Here is a 15,784-nt window from a genome sequence, read left to right as displayed (position 1 = left end):
GTGAATCAGCGTCCTGGACAAGGTCTCCGCATGACTGGCATAGACAAGCGACACCGCCGCACCGACCCGACGGTGCCCGTCGACCCGCGTTCGGACGCGGAACTCGGGCGTGAGGTCAGGGGGACGGGGGACCCGGCGGCGCTCGCCGAGCTGTACGGACGCCACCACCCGGCCGTCCTCACCTATGCCCGGACCTTCGCCCGCGATCCGCACACCGCCGAGGACCTGGCCTCGGAGGCATTCGCCCGCGTCCTGCGCGCGGTGCGATCGGGCACCGGGCCGGAGGCGGCCTGGCGCCCGTACCTGCTCACCGTTGTGCGCAACACCGCAGGTGAATGGGCGGCCACGGCCCGGCGCACCGAACTGAGCGAGGACTTCGAGCAGTGGCTCGACTCGGGGGCGACAGCCGTCGGCGCGGGAACCTGGGGTGCGCAGGACGCCGGCGGCGACGAGCGGATGGTCGCGATGGAGGACCGGGACATGATCGTCCGCGGGTTCCGTGCCCTGCCGGAGCGCTGGCAGGCGGCCCTGTGGCACAGCGTCGTGGAGGGCGAGTCCGCCGAACGGATCGGCGTGCTGCTGGGGTTGAGCCCGAGCGGCGTCACCTCGCTCACCGCGCGGGCCCGCGAGGGGCTGCGCGAGGCGTACCTGGGCGCGCACGCCGAGAGCGGCAGCAGCAGCGAGGAGTGCCGACGTCACGGTTCGCTGCTCGCCGCGGCCGTCCGGCGTGGCGGCGCCCGGCGCGACCGGCGGCTGGGCCGGCATTTGCGGGACTGCGAGAACTGTCGGCGCGCGCTCACCGAACTCACCTATCTGGACGGCCGGTTGGGTGCCGTTCTGCCGGCCGGGCTGTTGCTCTGGGGCGGTCATGCCTACGTCACCGCCCAGCTCGGAGCGGCCGGCGGCGGCGCGGCGGCAGGTTCGGCGGCCGTGTCGGTGGCGGGCGGTGGCGGGGCGTCCGGGACCTCCGCCGCGGGTGCCGCGGGCGGAAAGGCGGCCCTGCTGGGCGCCGTCGCGGTCACCGTGTCCGGTCTGGTGGTCGGCGGCCTGCTCCTCCTGCCCGGCGGCGGGGAGGAGGAGTCCCCGACGGCCGACGCGTCCCGGCCCGCCGGCGCTGTCGCGCGCCCCACGAAGGCGGCGCCCCCGACGTCGCACAGCCCCCGGGCCAGTCGCAGCCCCAGCACGAGCCCCTCTGTCTCCGTGAGCGCCTCGCCGTCACCGCGGACATGGCTCCCGGCGGCCGAGGACCGCACCCGGCTCCGGCTGTCGTCCACCGGCCGGTGCATGGAGATCCCCGGCGGCAGCACGGCCGCCGGCGTGCAGGCGCGGGAGGCGCCCTGCGACGGCGCCCGCTACCAGGCGTGGGACCTGCTGCGGCCCAACGACGACGGGCGGGTGCAGATCCGCAACACCGGAACCGGCAAGTGCCTGGCCAACCAGGGCACCGAGACCGACGACGCCCCGGTCGTCCAGCGCGCCTGCTCCGCCGCCGACCCCCACCAGGTGTGGGGCCCGTGGCAGCCGGAGGGCTCCAGCGAGGTGCGGTTCCGACAGCAGGGCGACCGGATGTACCTGGGGCTGAACGACTGGAAGAACGCCGAGGACGGCGTGCAGCACACCACCGACATCGGCACCAACCACCACTACTACGCCTCCCCTTCGTTCGGCTTCCGTTACGACGGGGCGCTGTTCGACGGCCGTCTCGCCGGGCTTCCCGCGGACGGCACCGCCGCATCCGGCTGACGCCGTCACGAACGACTTGGTAAAAGATCGGCAAAGCCGCGGGACGTGGGTGCACGGGCACACTCCCTATCCCCGCAAACGTTCCACCGATCCCCCCAAGGACCCCCATGTACCAGCGCGCCCGCAAGAGAATCGCCACCGTCGCAGCCGCCTCCGCCGTGTTCGCCGGCGGCGCGACGATCACCACGGCCCACGCTGCCGACGAGACCCCGGCCAAGAACCGGGTCCTCGTGGTCGTGGTCGACTTCAAGGACGTCAAGCACTCCGACGCCGACGCGGTCAAGGAGAACGCCAGGAAGGAGTACTTCGGCGGCTCGCAGTCGATCGCCGGCTACTACTCCAAGGTCTCCCAGGGAGCCTTCACGTACGTACCGGCCGCCAAGGACGGGGTCGTCGGCCCGTACGAACTGGATCTGCCGCAGAACCCGTGCGACGCCGGAGCCGTGCGCACGGCGGCCGCGAAGGCCGCGGAGGCCGACGGCTACACGGCGGACGAGGACTACGACAGCATCTCCATCCTGCAGCCGAGCGCCGGAAGCGACTGCGGCTGGGCCGGACTCGGCTCCGTCCCCGGTCCGAACACCTGGATAATGGTCGGCGAGGACAGCAAGATCAGTAAGGGTGCCGCGGTCCACGAGTTCGGGCACAACCAGGGCTACAGCCACCACGAGCGCGACGAGTGCCCGGGCGGCGACCTCGACAGCTGCACCACCGCGGAGGGCTACAGCTCCAAGACCCCCATGGGCGGCGGCGGCCCCGGCGTCGGCTTCGCCGCTCCCGAACTGATCAGCAAGGGCTGGCTGCCCGGCGGCCAGGCCGTCACCGTGAAGAAGTCCGCCACCTTCACCCTCAACTCCCTCTACGGCGGCAAGACCGGCGGCGCCCGGGCCCTGGACATACCGCTCGGCAACGACCGGCTGGTCGTGGAGTACCGCCACGAGGACCCGACGAACAAGGACGACGAGGACGGCAACCTCGACGCCGCTCTCGAAGGCGTGTACGCCTACCTCGCGCCCGAGGGCGACTACAACAAGTCTCGCCTCCTCGACCCGACTCCCGGTGAGGGCAAGGGCAAGGAGGACGCCGTCAGCACGCTGACCGACAAGAAGAACAACGTCGAGATCGAGGTCGGCCGGTCCGGTGGCGGATCGGCCACCGTGTCGGTCGGCCTCGACGGCGTCCCCGCTCCCGACGCGGCCGGTGGCGCCAAGCAGGGCAACACCGCCGCGCCCGCCCCGCAGACCCAGGGTGAGGAGGGCGCTCCCGTCTCCGAAAAGGGCTCCGACGTCGGCACGCCCGCTGCGTCGCGGCAGGCGAAGGACAAGGACCTGGCGGAGACCGGCGGCAGCTCCACCACCCCGCTGATCGCCGGAATCGGCGCCGCGCTGGCCTGCGTCGGCGGCGTGTTCCTTTACACGGTGCGCCGCCGCGGACGCCGTAGCGCGTAGTCACCAGTCGCCGTCCGGCTTCGGCCGGTCGAGATGCGGACCTGCCGCCTGCCCCTGTGGGCCGACGACTTCGGCGTCGGCCCCACAGGCTGCGAGCACGGTCCGGATCAGTGGCGACGGGCGACTGGTGGGTCGACCCCGATCGGCAGGTTTCCATCAAGTCGGTCACGGGGCTCGCGACGTTCGAGCAGACTCGGTCCGTGCTGACGAATCTCCCGAACGAGACGACACAGTTTGTAGGCCGGACCGATGAGCTCGCCGAGCTCGCGGCGGCCCTTGAGGAACCCGGCCTGGTGACGGTCGTTGGCGGGGCAGGCATGGGCAAGTCACGGCTGGCGCTGCGGACCGTGCGCAGCCGCGACTGGGCAGGATTCACCGCTGTGTGCTGGACGGATCTATGGCCTTTGCTCGGGGACGAGCTGCTGACCGCCTCCGTCGCGGACGCGCTGAACCTCTCGGACCACACGTCGCGCACTCTGGCGGAGGTCGTGCGCCACTGGATCGCGGACCAGCGCGTGCTGTTGGTCCTGGACTCCTGTGAGCATCTCGTCGAAGCGACCCGGGACCTCGTGGCGAGCCTCCTGAGCGCTTGCCCTCGTCTCACGGTGCTCGTCACGAGCAGGGAGCCCCTGGACGTGGAGGGCGAGAGAGTGGTCGGCCTGGGGCCGCTCGACCCGGCGACCGAAGCTCTCGCACTCTTCGAGTCGCGAGCCGCCACCGTGGGCCGCCCGCTGCGAGACATGACGGACCGCCTTCTGGTGGAGCGCTTGTGCGCCCATTTGGAAGGTGTACCGCTGGCCCTGGAGTTGGCCGCCGGCTTGCTGCACAGCCGGACTCTTGAGGAGACTTGGGAGTTGGCCGAGGCCGGGCTGGACGCCTTGGAGCAGCCGGGCCTGCGTCCGTCCCGGCACAGCGCACTGCGCACGGCCGTGGGGTGGAGCCACGAACTGTGCCGGCCCGCCGAACGCCTCTTGTGGGCGCGGCTCTCGGTGTTCCCGGGGGCGTTCGACGCCGAGCTCGCAGGGACCGTGTGCGTCGGCGGGCCGCTGACAGCACAGGTGTTGAGTGACGCGCTGGCCGGGCTCGTGCGCAAGTCCGTGGTCACAGCGGTCGACGGCAGGTATCGCATGCTGGACTCCGTGCGTGCCTACGGCCGCATGTGGCTCCGTGAACTGGGCGAAGAGACAACCGTGGCCGCAGGACACGCGGCGATACTGCTGGAGACGACCGCTCGCGCGAGGGGCGAATGGATGGGCTCGGCACAACAGTACTGGTATGCCCGTATGCGGGATCTCTACCGCGATGTCTGTGCCGCAATGGAGTTCCTGCTGCGTTCCCACAGTACGGAGGCGCTTGAACTCCTGGGCAACGTCGCCTTCTTCTGGGTCTGCTCGGGCCACCTGCATGACGTGGCGCACTTCGCACAGCTCAGCCTCCCCCTCACGTCGGACTCGGACCCGCGGCGGGCACGTGGGCTGTGGTCCTTGGGCCTGGCCCGGATTCTGCAGGGTCAGCATGCGCAAGGGCGTCGTCTCGCGGGCGAGAGCCTGCAGGCCGCCTTCGGCGCCGGTGATGCAGAAGGCGTACGACAGGCCGCCTATCTCGAAGGGCTGGTCGCCCTCCTGGACGGTGCGCCGATCGAGGCCCTCGACCGGGCCGATGAGGCCCTGCGCAGGCAAGTGCCCATGCCGCGCGACGCCGACGGAGGGGCGACGGACAGGCCGGCAGCTCCCCTCACGGTCGGCGAGAATCTGTGCCGGCTTGTTCGCGTTTTTGCCCTCACAGGAGCCAGGCGCTTCAACGAGGCACGCCAAGAAGCAGAGGCCCTGCGCCACTTCTGCGTGCGGTCGCGGGAGTACTGGACCCGCTCCTATCTGGACTACCAGCTGGCCCTGATCGCCTTGTTCGAGGGGCGGCCCGATGAGGCGGGGGCTCATGCACGCGACATGCTGGATGCGAAGCGGCGCATCGGGGACCAGTTCGGTATCGCGATGGGCCTCGACCTGTTGGCCGCGAGTTGGTCTGCGCAGGGCGACCCCGGTCGGGCCGTTTCGGCGATCGGTGCGAGCAACCAGTTCTGGAACGCGGTCGGTCTGCTCCGGCGCGGAACCCCCGATGCCTTGCCGCTGTGCGAAAGCACCCGGGCTCAGGCCAGGGAGCTCCTGGGGGACGCGGAGTATGGCGAACGACTGCGCCGTGCCCGGTCCATCGCGCCGGAAGCCCTGCTGCACACCGTTCTCGAACAAGGCAGGACACGGTGAAGACGCGTCAGGGCGTTCGTACACCGTGATGGCGCGCATCTCAGCCGGCTCGACGCGGCCTCACCACCGACCCTCCGCGCGGTGAGTTCCTGGACAGCTAGGGCGTGTTTCGGAAGTCCCGCCATCCGTGCGCGTTGTGCGGCCAGCTCCCCTCGGTCGTGGAGTCGGTCTGCTCGTCGGACACCTTGTCGGCCACGGAGATTCCGCCGTCCTTCTGGACGCCGGTACGCATCTCTGAAGTCCCGTCGCCCATGGACTGCACGATCAGGAGCTCTGCCCTGCCGTCGTGGTCCTGGTCGGATGCACGGACACCGTCGACGAACGTCTTGCTGCCGATGCGGATGTTCCCGGTCCGCTCACTGGTCAGGTCGCGGGCGAGCGGCCCGTAGTGGACCTCGTGAACGAGCATGGCTTCCCGAGGCGAATCGCCTATTCCGTCCTGGCTGTAGAAGACGGCGAGGTCGACATACCCGTCGCCGTCGAAGTCGCCGACGCTGCCCCGCGTCGTCATGTCCTCGAGGATGGCCCCGCGCAGCTTCGCCCAGGTGCCGCGGACGTCGCCGACGTCGGCCTTGTCGCCGTCGCTGAACACCACGGAGCTGACACCGTCGTGATCCGGATCGTTGATCGCCCCCGCGAGCACCAGAACGACCGCGAGCGCTCGGACGAGGCCGCGGTGGCGCGAGCCCTGCCGGAGCAGTGAGGCGAACACGTTTCCTGGAGCCGGCATGCCCGGACCCTAGCGGTGGCGGTCCCGCGTCTGGCAGGGGGTGTTTCCAACGATGCCGCCAGCAGTGATACAGATCACATGAAATAACTGCCGCGACCCGCGTAATGCAGCGCCACATGGGTGGTCTCACGCCACAAGGGCCACACCCGCCCTTGTAGCCCAGACGTCCCATCGGAGCCCCCTCATGTACATCACACTGGAGCTGTCCACCAGTGCCCGCACCGTCACCATGGACGGTCGACCGCCCTTCACTCGCACCCACACGGCGATCTACGGAGGGGCGGTATGAATGCGGCGCGCACCTACGTCCTGGGGCAGCGCCTGCGGCAGATCCGTCAGGAACAAGGAGTGCCGCTGGGGCAGGCGGCCGCGACGGCGGGGATCTCCCGGTTGTGGGCGGCCCAGATAGAGGGTGGCGAGATACTCGACCTGGAGACGATGGAGCTCTACGCGGAGGGTCTGGGCGCCCGGGTCACCGTCACCGTCGACTATGAGCCGAAGGCTGTACGGTCCACCGGGTTGTACGCGATGCCGACGCAGCGGTGAGGGCGACGCAGCGGTGAGGGCGGCCGGTGCGTTACGACGTGGAACATCCCGCGCCGACTCTCCGGAATGAAGCTGCCGGGGCCGGCGCGGGATGTTCACCGCACGGGGGTGTGCGTCAGCGGCAGTAGTTGCCGAACGCCGGGTTGAGCAGGCCGACGAGGTTGACGCTGTTGCCACAGGCGTTGACCGGGACGTGGACAGGGATCTGGGTCACGTTGCCGGAGACCACACCCGGCGAGTTCTGAGCCACGCCAAACGGGTCGGTGTCGGCGGAGGCCATGCCGGCGGTTCCGAGGACGGCGACACCGGCCGCGGCTGCCGCGAGACCCAGCTTGATCATGGGCTTCATGAAGACTCCTTGAGGTCGACGAAGGAATGACGGGTTCACATCCCGTCGTCATCCAGACACTCACAGTTTCCGCCGGTTCGCCTCTCGGCGGGGTCCGACCCCCTCGGCTCAGGCGGTCGCGATACCCGGGTCGCTGACTCCCGGCGCCCCGTTCTCCACGTGCCCTGCCAGCCGGCGCAGATACCCGGTGACACCCTCCGCGGCCACCGTCAGGTCGTACCAGCGACGGGTCCCCTTGAGGTCGACGGTGTGCCGGGCCGTGCTGACCGCGGGCACGGTGTACGTCTGCGCGGCACCGCCGTACCCGTTGGTGACGGTGAGTCGGACGGCCGCCGACGTCGGGTTCAGCAGGGTGAGTTGGAGGTTGCCGGTGCTCGCGTCGTGGCGCGCGGTCACCTCGGGGCCCGCGGTCTTGTTGTCGCCCTGGAAGGAACGCAGGAAACCGTTCGGGCCGTGCACGGTCAGGTCGTAACGGCCCTTGGAGTACTGCGAGTTCCAGCTGTCCGCGATCGACTTCCCGGCCTCTGCCGTGTACGTCCAGGGGCCGTCGCCGCGGCTGAGCGAGCGGACCTGGAAGGCGGCTCCGGCCTGCTCGCCGCCGCTGAAGGTGAGCCGGTACTTGCCGGTCGCGAGGTCGGCCACGCCGTCGACGTACGGGGCGTAGGCGAGCGGGCGGCTGGGGCGGGAGCCGGCCTCCTGGCGGGGCAACTCGCCCTGTGCGGGCGGCTTCGGGACGTAGCTGGGGTGACGGTCGCGGTCCGGCGGCGCGTAGCCGGAGGTGTCGGGCAGCTCGGCCGGGTCGGTCACCTTGAGGGAGAAGTCGAAGGCCGAGGTGAGGTCGCCGCAGATGGCGCGGCGCCACGGCGAGATGTTGGTCTCCTCCACCCCGAACCGCTGCTCCATGAACCGCAGGATCGAGGTGTGGTCGAAGGTCTCCGAGCACACGTAGCCGCCGGTGGACCAGGGCGACACGACGACCATGGGGACGCGCTGGCCGAGCCCATAGGGGCCGGCGGCGCGCGTTCCACCGGGGTAGTAGTCGAGCTTGGTGTCGACGGTGGACAGGCCCTGGTCCGCGGACGCCGGCGGGTAGGGCGGCACGACGTGGTCGAAGTAGCCGTCGTTCTCGTCGTAGGTGACGAACAGCGCGGTCTTGCTCCACACGTCGGGGTTCGAGGTGAGGGCGTCGAGGACCTGGGAGATGTACCAGGCGCCGTAGTTCGCGGGCCAGTTGGGGTGCTCGGAGAACGCCTCGGGTGCGGCGATCCAGGAGATCTGCGGGAGCTTGCCGGCCTTCACGTCGGCCTTGAGGACGTCGAAGTAGCCGTCGCCCTCCTTGGCGTTGGTGCCGGTGCGCGCCTTGTCGAAGAGCGGGTCACCGGGCTTGGCGTTGCGGAAGTTGTTGAAGTAGAGGAGCGAGTTGTCGCCGTAATTGCCGCGGTAGGCGTCGTCGATCCAGCCCCAGCCGCCGCCGGCGTCGAGGCCGTCGCCGATGTCCTGGTAGATCTTCCAGGAGACGCCCGCCTTCTCCAGGCGCTCGGCGTACGTCGTCCAGCCGTAGCCCGCCTCCTCGTTGCCGAGGACGGGGCCGCCGCCGGTGCCGTCGTTGCCGACGTAACCGCTCAGCATGTAGTAGCGGTTGGGGTCGGTCGCGCCCATGAACGAGCAGTGGTAGTCGTCGCAGACGGTGAACCGGTCGGCGAGGGCGTGGTGGAAGGGGATGTCGTCCCGGTTCAGGTACGCCATCGTGCCCGTGCTCTTGGCGGCGATCCAGTTGTCGTACCTGCCGGCGGCGAAGGCGCTGTGGCCGCCGGCCCAGTCGTGGTCGAGGCCCGCGATGAACTTCATGCCGAGGTCGTCGGCGTCCGGGTGGTAGGGCAGGGTCTCCTTGCCGGCGCTGGACTGGTGCCAGACCGGCTTGCCGCTGGGCAGGGTGACCGGGCGCGGGTCACCGAAGCCGCGGACGCCCTTCAGAGTGCCGAAGTAGTGGTCGAAGGACCGGTTCTCCTGCATGAGCACCACGATGTGCTCGATGTCCCGGACGGTGCCGCTGCGGCGGGCAGCGGGGATGGCGGCCGCGCGGTCGATGGAGCCGTTCAGCGCCGTGACGGCGGCGGTGGCTCCGGCTATCTGCAGGAAGCGGCGCCGGTTGAATGCGGTCATGGGTGGGGGGTTCTCCTGTTCTGCGGTGGTGACAAGTCGGGCCGTCGTGCGAGAAGCAGGGGAAGGACATCACCGATGTCGTCGGCGCCGACCGGCAGTTCAAGAGACGCCCACGTCAAGCCGTCCGACAGGCCCTGCGCGCAGTCCGGCATGTGCTCGTCCTTCGGCGAGAGAGAGCAGGTCGAGATCGTTCTTACGCGAATCGACAGACATGATCAAGGTGCTGCGCCAACACGACGAGGCGGGAAACCGTCGCGGAGTTGAACAGGCTCCTGCCGCCGAGGCGCCTCAGGTGTCGGTCTCGTCGGCGCGGCGACGCGAGGCGTCGACGACCTGCTGCAGGGCGGCGACATGGGTCTCCAGGGCGCCGCGGCCCGCGTCGCTCAAACTCACCCAGGTTCGCGGCCGCTTGCCGACGTAGCCCTTCTTGACGTCGACGTACCCCTTCGCCTCCAACGTGCTGACCTGCTTGGACAGGGCGGACGCCGAGACGCCGGCCTCCTCGCGGAGCCAGCCGAACTCGGCCCAGTCCACGCCCGCCAGCAGCGACACGATCGTCAGCCGCGTCGGGTCGAGGAGGACGGCGTCGTACTCAAATGTGGCCATTGAGGGCGCTTCCCGCGGTGTGCCGCTCGCGCGTCGCCGTCGACGCCAGTGCGCGCTGCATCCGTCCACCGAAGAAGATCAGCGCGCCGCCCAGCACCACGCCGAGCGCCGTCCGCCAGTACGGGACGTGCACGCCGAGGTCCGGCTGGAGCAGGGCGACCGCGATGCCGAGCGCGAGGGCCGCGAGGAGCACCACCCGCGAGATCAGGGCGAAGCGGCCGGAGATCTCACTCCGGCGCAGCCGCGCACGCTGTCCGAGCAGCGCCGAGCCGCGGCGGGTGTTGAGCAGGACGTAATAGGCGATGGCCAGCGCCGAGAAGGCGGGCGTGGTCCAGCCGGCCACATCGGAACCGAAGAAGTCGGGGGCGGCGAGCACCGCGAAGGTCAGGACGCCGAACACCATGTCCACCCAGCGTGCCGTGCCGGTGCCGTCGTGGGCCTGGGCGCGGCGTTGCTCGATGCCGTGCAGCGCCTGGGCCGCCTTGGCGGCCTCGTCGGGTGCGGGCTCATGGGACTTGTGAGGCTCGGACATGGGGACCTCCATCGATGTGCGCCAACAGAACTTGTTTCCTGAGAGGAAAGTAGTTTCTCGGGCGTCGGTCGTCAAGCGATGGGCGCTCACCCCTGCGGGCCTCGTTCGTCCCTGACGTTTCGCATTTCGGCGAACCGGCCATGCCGGCCCGTACGCGAGCCGCACCGTAGCGGCAGGTGCACACCTGTCCGGTTCGCTGACCGAGGAGGTCGCGTGCGACGTCAAGCGAGTACGACATGGGCTGGAGCAAGCACGAGTACGCCCGCCTCGACCTCACTCTGTGGGGTGCGCTGAAGTCCCTGCCCCGCCTGGAGGGACACACCATCACCCTTGCGTGGGGCAGGGCATCGCGGCCACGCTGAAGCTGCTCGCGGTCAACGCCGCCCTGCACGCGGTGCTCGCGGCGGGTGCCGATGTGCGCGGCCTGCGCGCCACACTGCCCGCGGGGGCCCTGCTCGTGGCCGTCAGCAGCGTCAACGCCGTCCTGGCATCGTGGTCGACCTCGGTCGCGGGAAGCCTGGAGCCCAAGGTCGAACGGGCCGCGGCGGAGCAGTACTTGGCGGGCCGCGAGCGCGTCGAGATGGCGGCGATCGAGGACGGCGCGTTCCGTGAGTTGATCGACCGGGCGCAGTACGGGGCCAACGAGGCGCGGCACATGATCGGTTCCAGTGTCGCTGCGATCAACAGTGTGTTCTCGCTGATCGCCTCCGGCGGGGTACTGCTCGCGCTCAACCCGGTGCTGCTGCCGATGCTGGTGCTGATCGTGGCGCCGCGGGGCTGGGGCGTGATGCGGGTGGCCCAGCAGCGGTACCTCTCGACCATGACCTGGATCGAGCACCTGCGGGCGAGCCGCGTGCTGTCCAGCCTCCTCACCTCGGTCACGGCCGCGTTGGAGGTGCGCGTCCATGGCGTGGGCGGCTTCCTGCTGCGGCCCTTCCACCGGATGTCGCACACCGCCGAGTCCGAGCAGGAGCGTCTGGCCAAGGACAAGGCCCGTACCGAACTGGCCGCCTCCGCCCTCCAGGGGGTCGGCTATCTGCTGACCTTTCTGCTGATGATCGGCCTGTGCCTGTCGGGGCGTATGAGCGTGGCCGCCTTCGGCACCGCCGCCATGGCGCTCAACTCGGGCTCCGCCGGGATCGGCGCCCTGGTCAACACCATGAGCCAACTCCACGAGCAGTCCCTGTACGTCCACGACCTGGCCGACTTCCTCGTGAAGGCCGGCGACTGGGCCATCCCGGACGGCGGCCTCCCCCTCCCCGACCGGCCCCGGTCCATCCGCCTGGACGGGGTCGGCTTCCGCTATCCCGGCCGCGACGAGCCGGCGCTCTCGGATGTCCCCTTCACCATCCCCCTGGGCAGCGTCATCGCGCTGGTCGGACCCAACGGCTCCGGAAAGTCGACCCTGGTCCGCCTTGTTGTGCGGACTTCATCTGCCCGGGGAGGGGCGCATCCACTGGGACGACATCGATATCGCCGAAGCCGACCGGGCGCAGCTGTTCGCCCACGTCAGCCTGCTCACGCAGAGCTCCGAACGCTGGCCGTTCACGGCCGCGGCGAACATTCGCATCGGCCAGCCAGACCGCGAAACCCTCGACGACGAGCTGCACACCTCGGCCTAGTACGCGGGCGCGGACCGTGACATCGCGGCGCTCCCCCGCGGCATGAACACGCTGCTGGGCAAGGAGTTCCGTGGCGGAAGCGATCTCTCCGGCGGCCAGTGGCAGAAGACCGGTCTGGCTCGCGCGCACTCCCGGGACGCCTGCATGATCATCGTGGACGAGCCGACGTCGGCGCTCGACCCGGACGCCGAGCAGCGTGCCTTCGACCAGATCCTCGGGCTCGCGGGACCGGACCGCATCATCGTCCTGGTCACGCACCGGATGGCCGCGGTCCGGCATGCCGACCGCATCTTCGTCCTGCACGAGGGCCGCCTGATCGAGCAGGGCAGTCACGCCGAACCGTTCGCCGCCGAGCCCATGAGCCGCTATGCACGGATGTACCGGCTCCAGGCGGAACAGTACGAACACCTCCCCCACCGCCCCGGCTGACGTCGAGTCAGGCCCGGTCCGTACCGCCATCCGCCGCCAGGCGCGTGAGCCACTCACGCAGCAGGCTCTGCTCGGCCTCGCTGAGGACATCCACCTTGCCGGTGCCGGTGCCGGTGTCCCTATCGGGCAGCGCGGCGCGCAGGGCTCGGGCGGCCGGGGCAGGGCCGGACTCCGCGGCGGAGAAGACGGGTTCGGCGCGGGTGACGGCAGCGATCATGGATTCGCGCAGGACGGTCAGCAGCGCCGGGTCGCGGCGTTCCGCCGGGGTGGCCTGCCAGGTGATGACGGCGCCCTGACCGGTGGCCTGGATGATCTGCGCCGCCAGCTCCTCGTCGACCCGCAGCCATCCCGCGGCGGCGAGCCTGCGGACCCGGCCGTGGAGGATCTCCAGGCCCGCGTGGTGCGCCACGTCCGCCTCCCGGCCGGTGGACCTGTTCATCACCGCGTACAGCTCGGGGCGCGAGACCCCGAACTCCACGACCATGTCCCAGCCGCGTCGCAACTCCTCCACCGGATCCTGCGGCGCGGGGTCGAGGTGTGCGCGCTTGCTCTCCAGGAACTGGTCGTAGCCGTGCTCGGCGACCGCTTCCAGGAGTCCGTCCTTGTCCCCGAAGAGCCGGTAGATCGCCGGCGGCTGCATCCCGGCCGCGGCGGCGACCGCGCGGGTGCTCACCGCGTCCGGCCCTCCGCGCTCCAGCAGCTCGACGGCCGCTTCGACGATGCGGGTGCGGGGGCTATCTGCGGTGTCACGAGGAGGCATATATCAACGATATCGACTTTTTGCTTCCATCGCTATTTCCAGTGTTACCGTGGCAGTGATTCCACCGGAAACGCCATCGGAAGCATCACCGGCAACAACATTTGGGAGACCCCTGTGATCATCGTGACCGGAGCCACCGGAAAGCTCGGCCGCCGCATCGTCGAGCGCCTCCTGGACCGCGTCCCCGCCGAGCGCGTCGGCGTCAGCGTCCGCGACCCCCGCAAGGCCCAGGACTTCGCCGACCGCGACGTCCGCGTGCGACAGGGCAGCTTCGACGACCCCGGCTCCCTCGTGCACGCCTTCGAAGGCGCCGAGCAGCTGCTTCTCGTCTCCCTCGACCGCATCGGCGAGGAGTGCGTCGCAGGCCACCGCACCGCCATCGACGCCGCCGTGAAGGCCGGCGTCGGCCGCATCCTCTACACCAGCCAGATGGGCGCCGCCCACGACTCGCTCTTCCAGTCGTGCCGCGACCACGCGAGGACCGAGGACCTGCTGCGCGCCACCGGCCTGCCCTGGACCTCGCTGCGCAACGGCTTCTACGCCGCCAGCGCCCTGCAATTCCTGGAGCCCGCCCGCCACAGCGGCGACGTAGCGCTGCCCGCGGACGGCCCCGTCGCGTGGACCGGCCACGACGACCTCGCCGAGGCCACCGCCGCGATCCTCACCGACGAGGGCCGCTTCGAGGGGCCCACCCCGCCGCTCACCGGTCCGGCGGCGCTCGACTTCGACGCTGTCGCCGGGCTCGCGTCCCGGGCCGCCGGACGCCCCTTCACGCGCACCGTCGTCCCGGACGACACCTTCCGTGAGCAGTCCCTGGCGCACGGCGCGCCCGCTCCGATGGTCGACCTGATGCTGAGCATCTTCGCGGCGGCGCGGGGCGGCGAGTTCAGCGCCGTCGACCCGACGCTCCCCGAGCTGCTCGGCCGTCGGCCCGCGGACTTCCGCACCCTGCTGGACGGTGCCTGGGCCGAATAGAACCGCGGGAGTGCAACGGCGACCCGAGCGCGCACAACGCGGCATCACTCAATCAACATAAGTAAAATGCGCACCAGTTGAGAGCCCTCGGGACCGACACCGATATAAGGAGTCGTTCATGCGCGCACGACACCGTGCCGCTCTGGTCGCCACTCTGGCCGCCGCGTTGATCGCCCTGCTCGCCGGCCTGGTCAGCGCGACACAGGCCACCGCGGAGAAGTCCGCACCGGCCTCCGCGCAGAAGCCGGCGCAGGCCGCGGCCGCATCGAGCACCTTCCGCAATCCGCTCAACACCGGCCCGGACCCGTTCCTTTCCTACGCGAACGGGGCCTACCACCTCACCACCACCCAGGGCGGCGGCATCAAGATGTGGAGCTCGCCCTCCCTGGCCACGCTGCTCGACGCCGACCCGAAGACGGTGTGGACGGACACCGACACCTCGCGGAGCCAGCACATCTGGGCGCCGGAGTTCTACCGCTCCGGCGAGCGCTGGTACATGTACTACACGGCCGACGACGGCACGGACGAGCACCACCGCCTCTACGTCCTGGAGTCGGCGGGTGACGATCCCACGGGCCCGTACCACTTCAAGGCGAAGCTCACCCCGCCCAACCACAAAGACGACTTCGCGATCGACCCGGGCATCCTCCAGCGCGACGGCAAGCTCTATCTCGCGTACAGCGGCATCAACCAGTACCAGCACAACGGCCTCAACATCGCGCCGATGTCGAACCCGTACACCGTCTCGGGCGACGCGGTCGCCATCGACGGCGCGGGCGGCTGCCCGGAGGTCCGCGAGGGCCCGGAGTTCCTCAACCGCAACGGCCGTACGTGGATGACGTATTCGACCTGCGACACGGGCAAGCCCGACTACCAGGTATGGATGATGTCCCTTGCGGACGGCGCCGATCCGCTGGTTCCCGGCAACTGGAAGCAGCACGACGGGCCGGTCTTCAAGCGCGCCGACGACCGCGGTGTGTTCGGCCCCGGCCACCACGCCTTCTTCAAGTCCCCCGACGGCAAGGAGGACTGGCTGATCTACCACGCCAAGACCACGTCGACGAACACCTACAGCAACCGCACGACCCGCGCCCAGAAGATCAGTTGGAACGCGGACGGCAGCCCGAACCTCGGCACACCACTCGCCCTCGGCGCCACCCAGGACCTGCCCTCCGGCGACCCCGGTTCGGGCAACCACTGGATCAACGACGACAGCCGCTCCAGCGGATCCGGCTCCGTCAAGTACACCGGCACGTGGAACTCCGGTGCGGGCTGCGCGGCGCAGTGCTTCTGGGGCGACGACCACTGGAGCGACAAGGCGGGCAACACCGCGACGTACTCCTTCACCGGCACCCGGATCGCCCTGCTGTCCGTGCAGGACACGGGCAACGGCATCGCCGCGATCAGCGTCGACGGCGGCCCCGAGCAGCGCGTCGACTTCTACGGCGCCATCCGCACCGGCGAAACCCTCCAGTACCTCAGCCCCCGCCTCGCGAACGGCCCGCACACACTCCGGGTCCGGGTGACCGGCGACCGGAGCGCGTCCTCTTCGGGCTCGTTCGTGAGCGTGGACCGGGCGGAGGTCTATACGGACTGAGGCCCGGCCTTCGGGACAAGCGC

The 15,784-nt window shown here is 70.2% G+C and carries 15 protein-coding genes; 9 read left to right on the top strand and 6 right to left on the bottom strand.

The window, feature by feature from the left end; genetic code table 11:
- The first annotated feature begins 30 nt into the window (after nucleotides 1-30).
- From ACWD2L_RS04875 to ACWD2L_RS04865, 3 genes are all read left to right on the top strand, one after another.
- Entirely contained in the window at nucleotides 31-1,743 is a 1,713-nt protein-coding gene (locus tag ACWD2L_RS04875; RefSeq protein WP_351336052.1) for a sigma-70 family RNA polymerase sigma factor, read from the top strand.
- A 107-nt stretch (nucleotides 1,744-1,850) separates the two neighbouring features.
- Nucleotides 1,851-3,191, top strand: coding sequence for an LAETG motif-containing sortase-dependent surface protein (locus tag ACWD2L_RS04870; RefSeq protein ID WP_351336055.1), 1,341 nt, complete (start codon nucleotides 1,851-1,853; stop codon nucleotides 3,189-3,191).
- Between the two features lie 110 nt (nucleotides 3,192-3,301).
- Nucleotides 3,302-5,452, top strand: coding sequence for an ATP-binding protein (locus ACWD2L_RS04865; protein ID WP_351336057.1), 2,151 nt, complete (start codon nucleotides 3,302-3,304; stop codon nucleotides 5,450-5,452).
- Between the two features lie 97 nt (nucleotides 5,453-5,549).
- Here the strand turns inward: ACWD2L_RS04865 and ACWD2L_RS04860 are convergent, their stop codons facing one another.
- On the bottom strand, nucleotides 5,550-6,182 hold the full coding sequence (locus ACWD2L_RS04860; RefSeq protein ID WP_351336059.1) for a hypothetical protein: 633 nt from the start codon (nucleotides 6,180-6,182) through the stop codon (nucleotides 5,550-5,552).
- Nucleotides 6,183-6,467: 285 nt separating this feature from the next.
- On the opposite strand from ACWD2L_RS04860, the gene ACWD2L_RS04855 reads away from it, so the two are divergent.
- Nucleotides 6,468-6,728 (top strand): helix-turn-helix domain-containing protein, encoded by a 261-nt coding sequence (locus ACWD2L_RS04855; RefSeq protein WP_351336061.1) that lies wholly within the window; start codon nucleotides 6,468-6,470, stop codon nucleotides 6,726-6,728.
- A gap of 115 nt (nucleotides 6,729-6,843) precedes the next feature.
- On the opposite strand, the gene ACWD2L_RS04850 is transcribed toward ACWD2L_RS04855, so the two are convergent.
- From ACWD2L_RS04850 to ACWD2L_RS04835, 4 genes are all read right to left on the bottom strand, one after another.
- Nucleotides 6,844-7,077, bottom strand: a complete 234-nt coding sequence (locus ACWD2L_RS04850; RefSeq protein WP_451187221.1) for a chaplin — start codon at nucleotides 7,075-7,077, stop codon at nucleotides 6,844-6,846.
- Between the two features lie 108 nt (nucleotides 7,078-7,185).
- Nucleotides 7,186-9,240 (bottom strand): phosphocholine-specific phospholipase C, encoded by a 2,055-nt coding sequence (locus ACWD2L_RS04845; protein ID WP_351336064.1) that lies wholly within the window; start codon nucleotides 9,238-9,240, stop codon nucleotides 7,186-7,188.
- A 288-nt stretch (nucleotides 9,241-9,528) separates the two neighbouring features.
- Nucleotides 9,529-9,846 carry a winged helix-turn-helix domain-containing protein gene (locus ACWD2L_RS04840; protein WP_351336067.1) on the bottom strand — a complete coding sequence of 106 codons (318 nt, stop codon included), beginning with the start codon at nucleotides 9,844-9,846 and terminating at the stop codon, nucleotides 9,529-9,531.
- Entirely contained in the window at nucleotides 9,833-10,378 is a 546-nt protein-coding gene (locus ACWD2L_RS04835; RefSeq protein ID WP_351336070.1) for a hypothetical protein, read from the bottom strand. The genes ACWD2L_RS04840 and ACWD2L_RS04835 overlap by 14 nt, the downstream gene beginning before the upstream one ends.
- A 236-nt stretch (nucleotides 10,379-10,614) precedes the next feature.
- On the opposite strand from ACWD2L_RS04835, the gene ACWD2L_RS04830 reads away from it, so the two are divergent.
- Genes ACWD2L_RS04830 through ACWD2L_RS04820 form a run of 3 tightly spaced genes read left to right on the top strand, consistent with a single transcriptional unit; the run spans nucleotide 10,615 to nucleotide 12,429 of the window.
- Nucleotides 10,615-10,740 carry a hypothetical protein gene (locus tag ACWD2L_RS04830; RefSeq protein WP_451187219.1) on the top strand — a complete coding sequence of 42 codons (126 nt, stop codon included), beginning with the start codon at nucleotides 10,615-10,617 and terminating at the stop codon, nucleotides 10,738-10,740.
- Nucleotides 10,713-12,020 (top strand): ABC transporter ATP-binding protein, encoded by a 1,308-nt coding sequence (locus ACWD2L_RS04825; protein ID WP_351336073.1) that lies wholly within the window; start codon nucleotides 10,713-10,715, stop codon nucleotides 12,018-12,020. The genes ACWD2L_RS04830 and ACWD2L_RS04825 overlap by 28 nt, the downstream gene beginning before the upstream one ends.
- Nucleotides 12,021-12,042: 22 nt before the next feature.
- Complete coding sequence (locus tag ACWD2L_RS04820) at nucleotides 12,043-12,429, top strand: ABC transporter ATP-binding protein (RefSeq protein ID WP_351336076.1); 387 nt, start codon at nucleotides 12,043-12,045, stop codon at nucleotides 12,427-12,429.
- Between the two features lie 7 nt (nucleotides 12,430-12,436).
- Here the strand turns inward: ACWD2L_RS04820 and ACWD2L_RS04815 are convergent, their stop codons facing one another.
- Entirely contained in the window at nucleotides 12,437-13,189 is a 753-nt protein-coding gene (locus ACWD2L_RS04815) for a TetR/AcrR family transcriptional regulator (protein ID WP_351336078.1), read from the bottom strand.
- A gap of 114 nt (nucleotides 13,190-13,303) precedes the next feature.
- On the opposite strand from ACWD2L_RS04815, the gene ACWD2L_RS04810 reads away from it, so the two are divergent.
- Complete coding sequence (locus ACWD2L_RS04810) at nucleotides 13,304-14,164, top strand: SDR family oxidoreductase (RefSeq protein ID WP_351336081.1); 861 nt, start codon at nucleotides 13,304-13,306, stop codon at nucleotides 14,162-14,164.
- Between the two features lie 118 nt (nucleotides 14,165-14,282).
- The gene (locus ACWD2L_RS04805) at nucleotides 14,283-15,761 is read left to right on the top strand and encodes a glycoside hydrolase family 43 protein (RefSeq protein WP_351336083.1); all 1,479 of its coding nucleotides are present in this window, start codon (nucleotides 14,283-14,285) and stop codon (nucleotides 15,759-15,761) included.
- The last annotated feature ends 23 nt before the right edge of the window (nucleotides 15,762-15,784 follow it).

This window comes from Streptomyces sp. NPDC002754 (genome assembly GCF_053592315.1).
This window is presented reverse-complemented; position numbering and strand designations above follow the sequence as displayed.

Bases quoted from the DNA above. Each gene is read 5' to 3' on its own strand.
- ACWD2L_RS04850 (WP_451187221.1), bottom strand. From the start codon at position 7,077: ATGAAGCCCATGATCAAGCTGGGTCTCGCGGCAGCCGCGGCCGGTGTC.
- ACWD2L_RS04855 (WP_351336061.1), top strand. From the start codon at position 6,468: ATGAATGCGGCGCGCACCTACGTCCTGGGGCAGCGCCTGCGGCAGATC.
- ACWD2L_RS04845 (WP_351336064.1), bottom strand. From the start codon at position 9,240: ATGACCGCATTCAACCGGCGCCGCTTCCTGCAGATAGCCGGAGCCACC.
- ACWD2L_RS04835 (WP_351336070.1), bottom strand. From the start codon at position 10,378: ATGTCCGAGCCTCACAAGTCCCATGAGCCCGCACCCGACGAGGCCGCC.
- ACWD2L_RS04875 (WP_351336052.1), top strand. From the start codon at position 31: ATGACTGGCATAGACAAGCGACACCGCCGCACCGACCCGACGGTGCCC.
- ACWD2L_RS04840 (WP_351336067.1), bottom strand. From the start codon at position 9,846: ATGGCCACATTTGAGTACGACGCCGTCCTCCTCGACCCGACGCGGCTG.
- ACWD2L_RS04830 (WP_451187219.1), top strand. From the start codon at position 10,615: ATGGGCTGGAGCAAGCACGAGTACGCCCGCCTCGACCTCACTCTGTGG.
- ACWD2L_RS04870 (WP_351336055.1), top strand. From the start codon at position 1,851: ATGTACCAGCGCGCCCGCAAGAGAATCGCCACCGTCGCAGCCGCCTCC.
- ACWD2L_RS04805 (WP_351336083.1), top strand. From the start codon at position 14,283: ATGCGCGCACGACACCGTGCCGCTCTGGTCGCCACTCTGGCCGCCGCG.
- ACWD2L_RS04820 (WP_351336076.1), top strand. From the start codon at position 12,043: ATGAACACGCTGCTGGGCAAGGAGTTCCGTGGCGGAAGCGATCTCTCC.
- ACWD2L_RS04860 (WP_351336059.1), bottom strand. From the start codon at position 6,182: ATGCCGGCTCCAGGAAACGTGTTCGCCTCACTGCTCCGGCAGGGCTCG.
- ACWD2L_RS04815 (WP_351336078.1), bottom strand. From the start codon at position 13,189: ATGCCTCCTCGTGACACCGCAGATAGCCCCCGCACCCGCATCGTCGAA.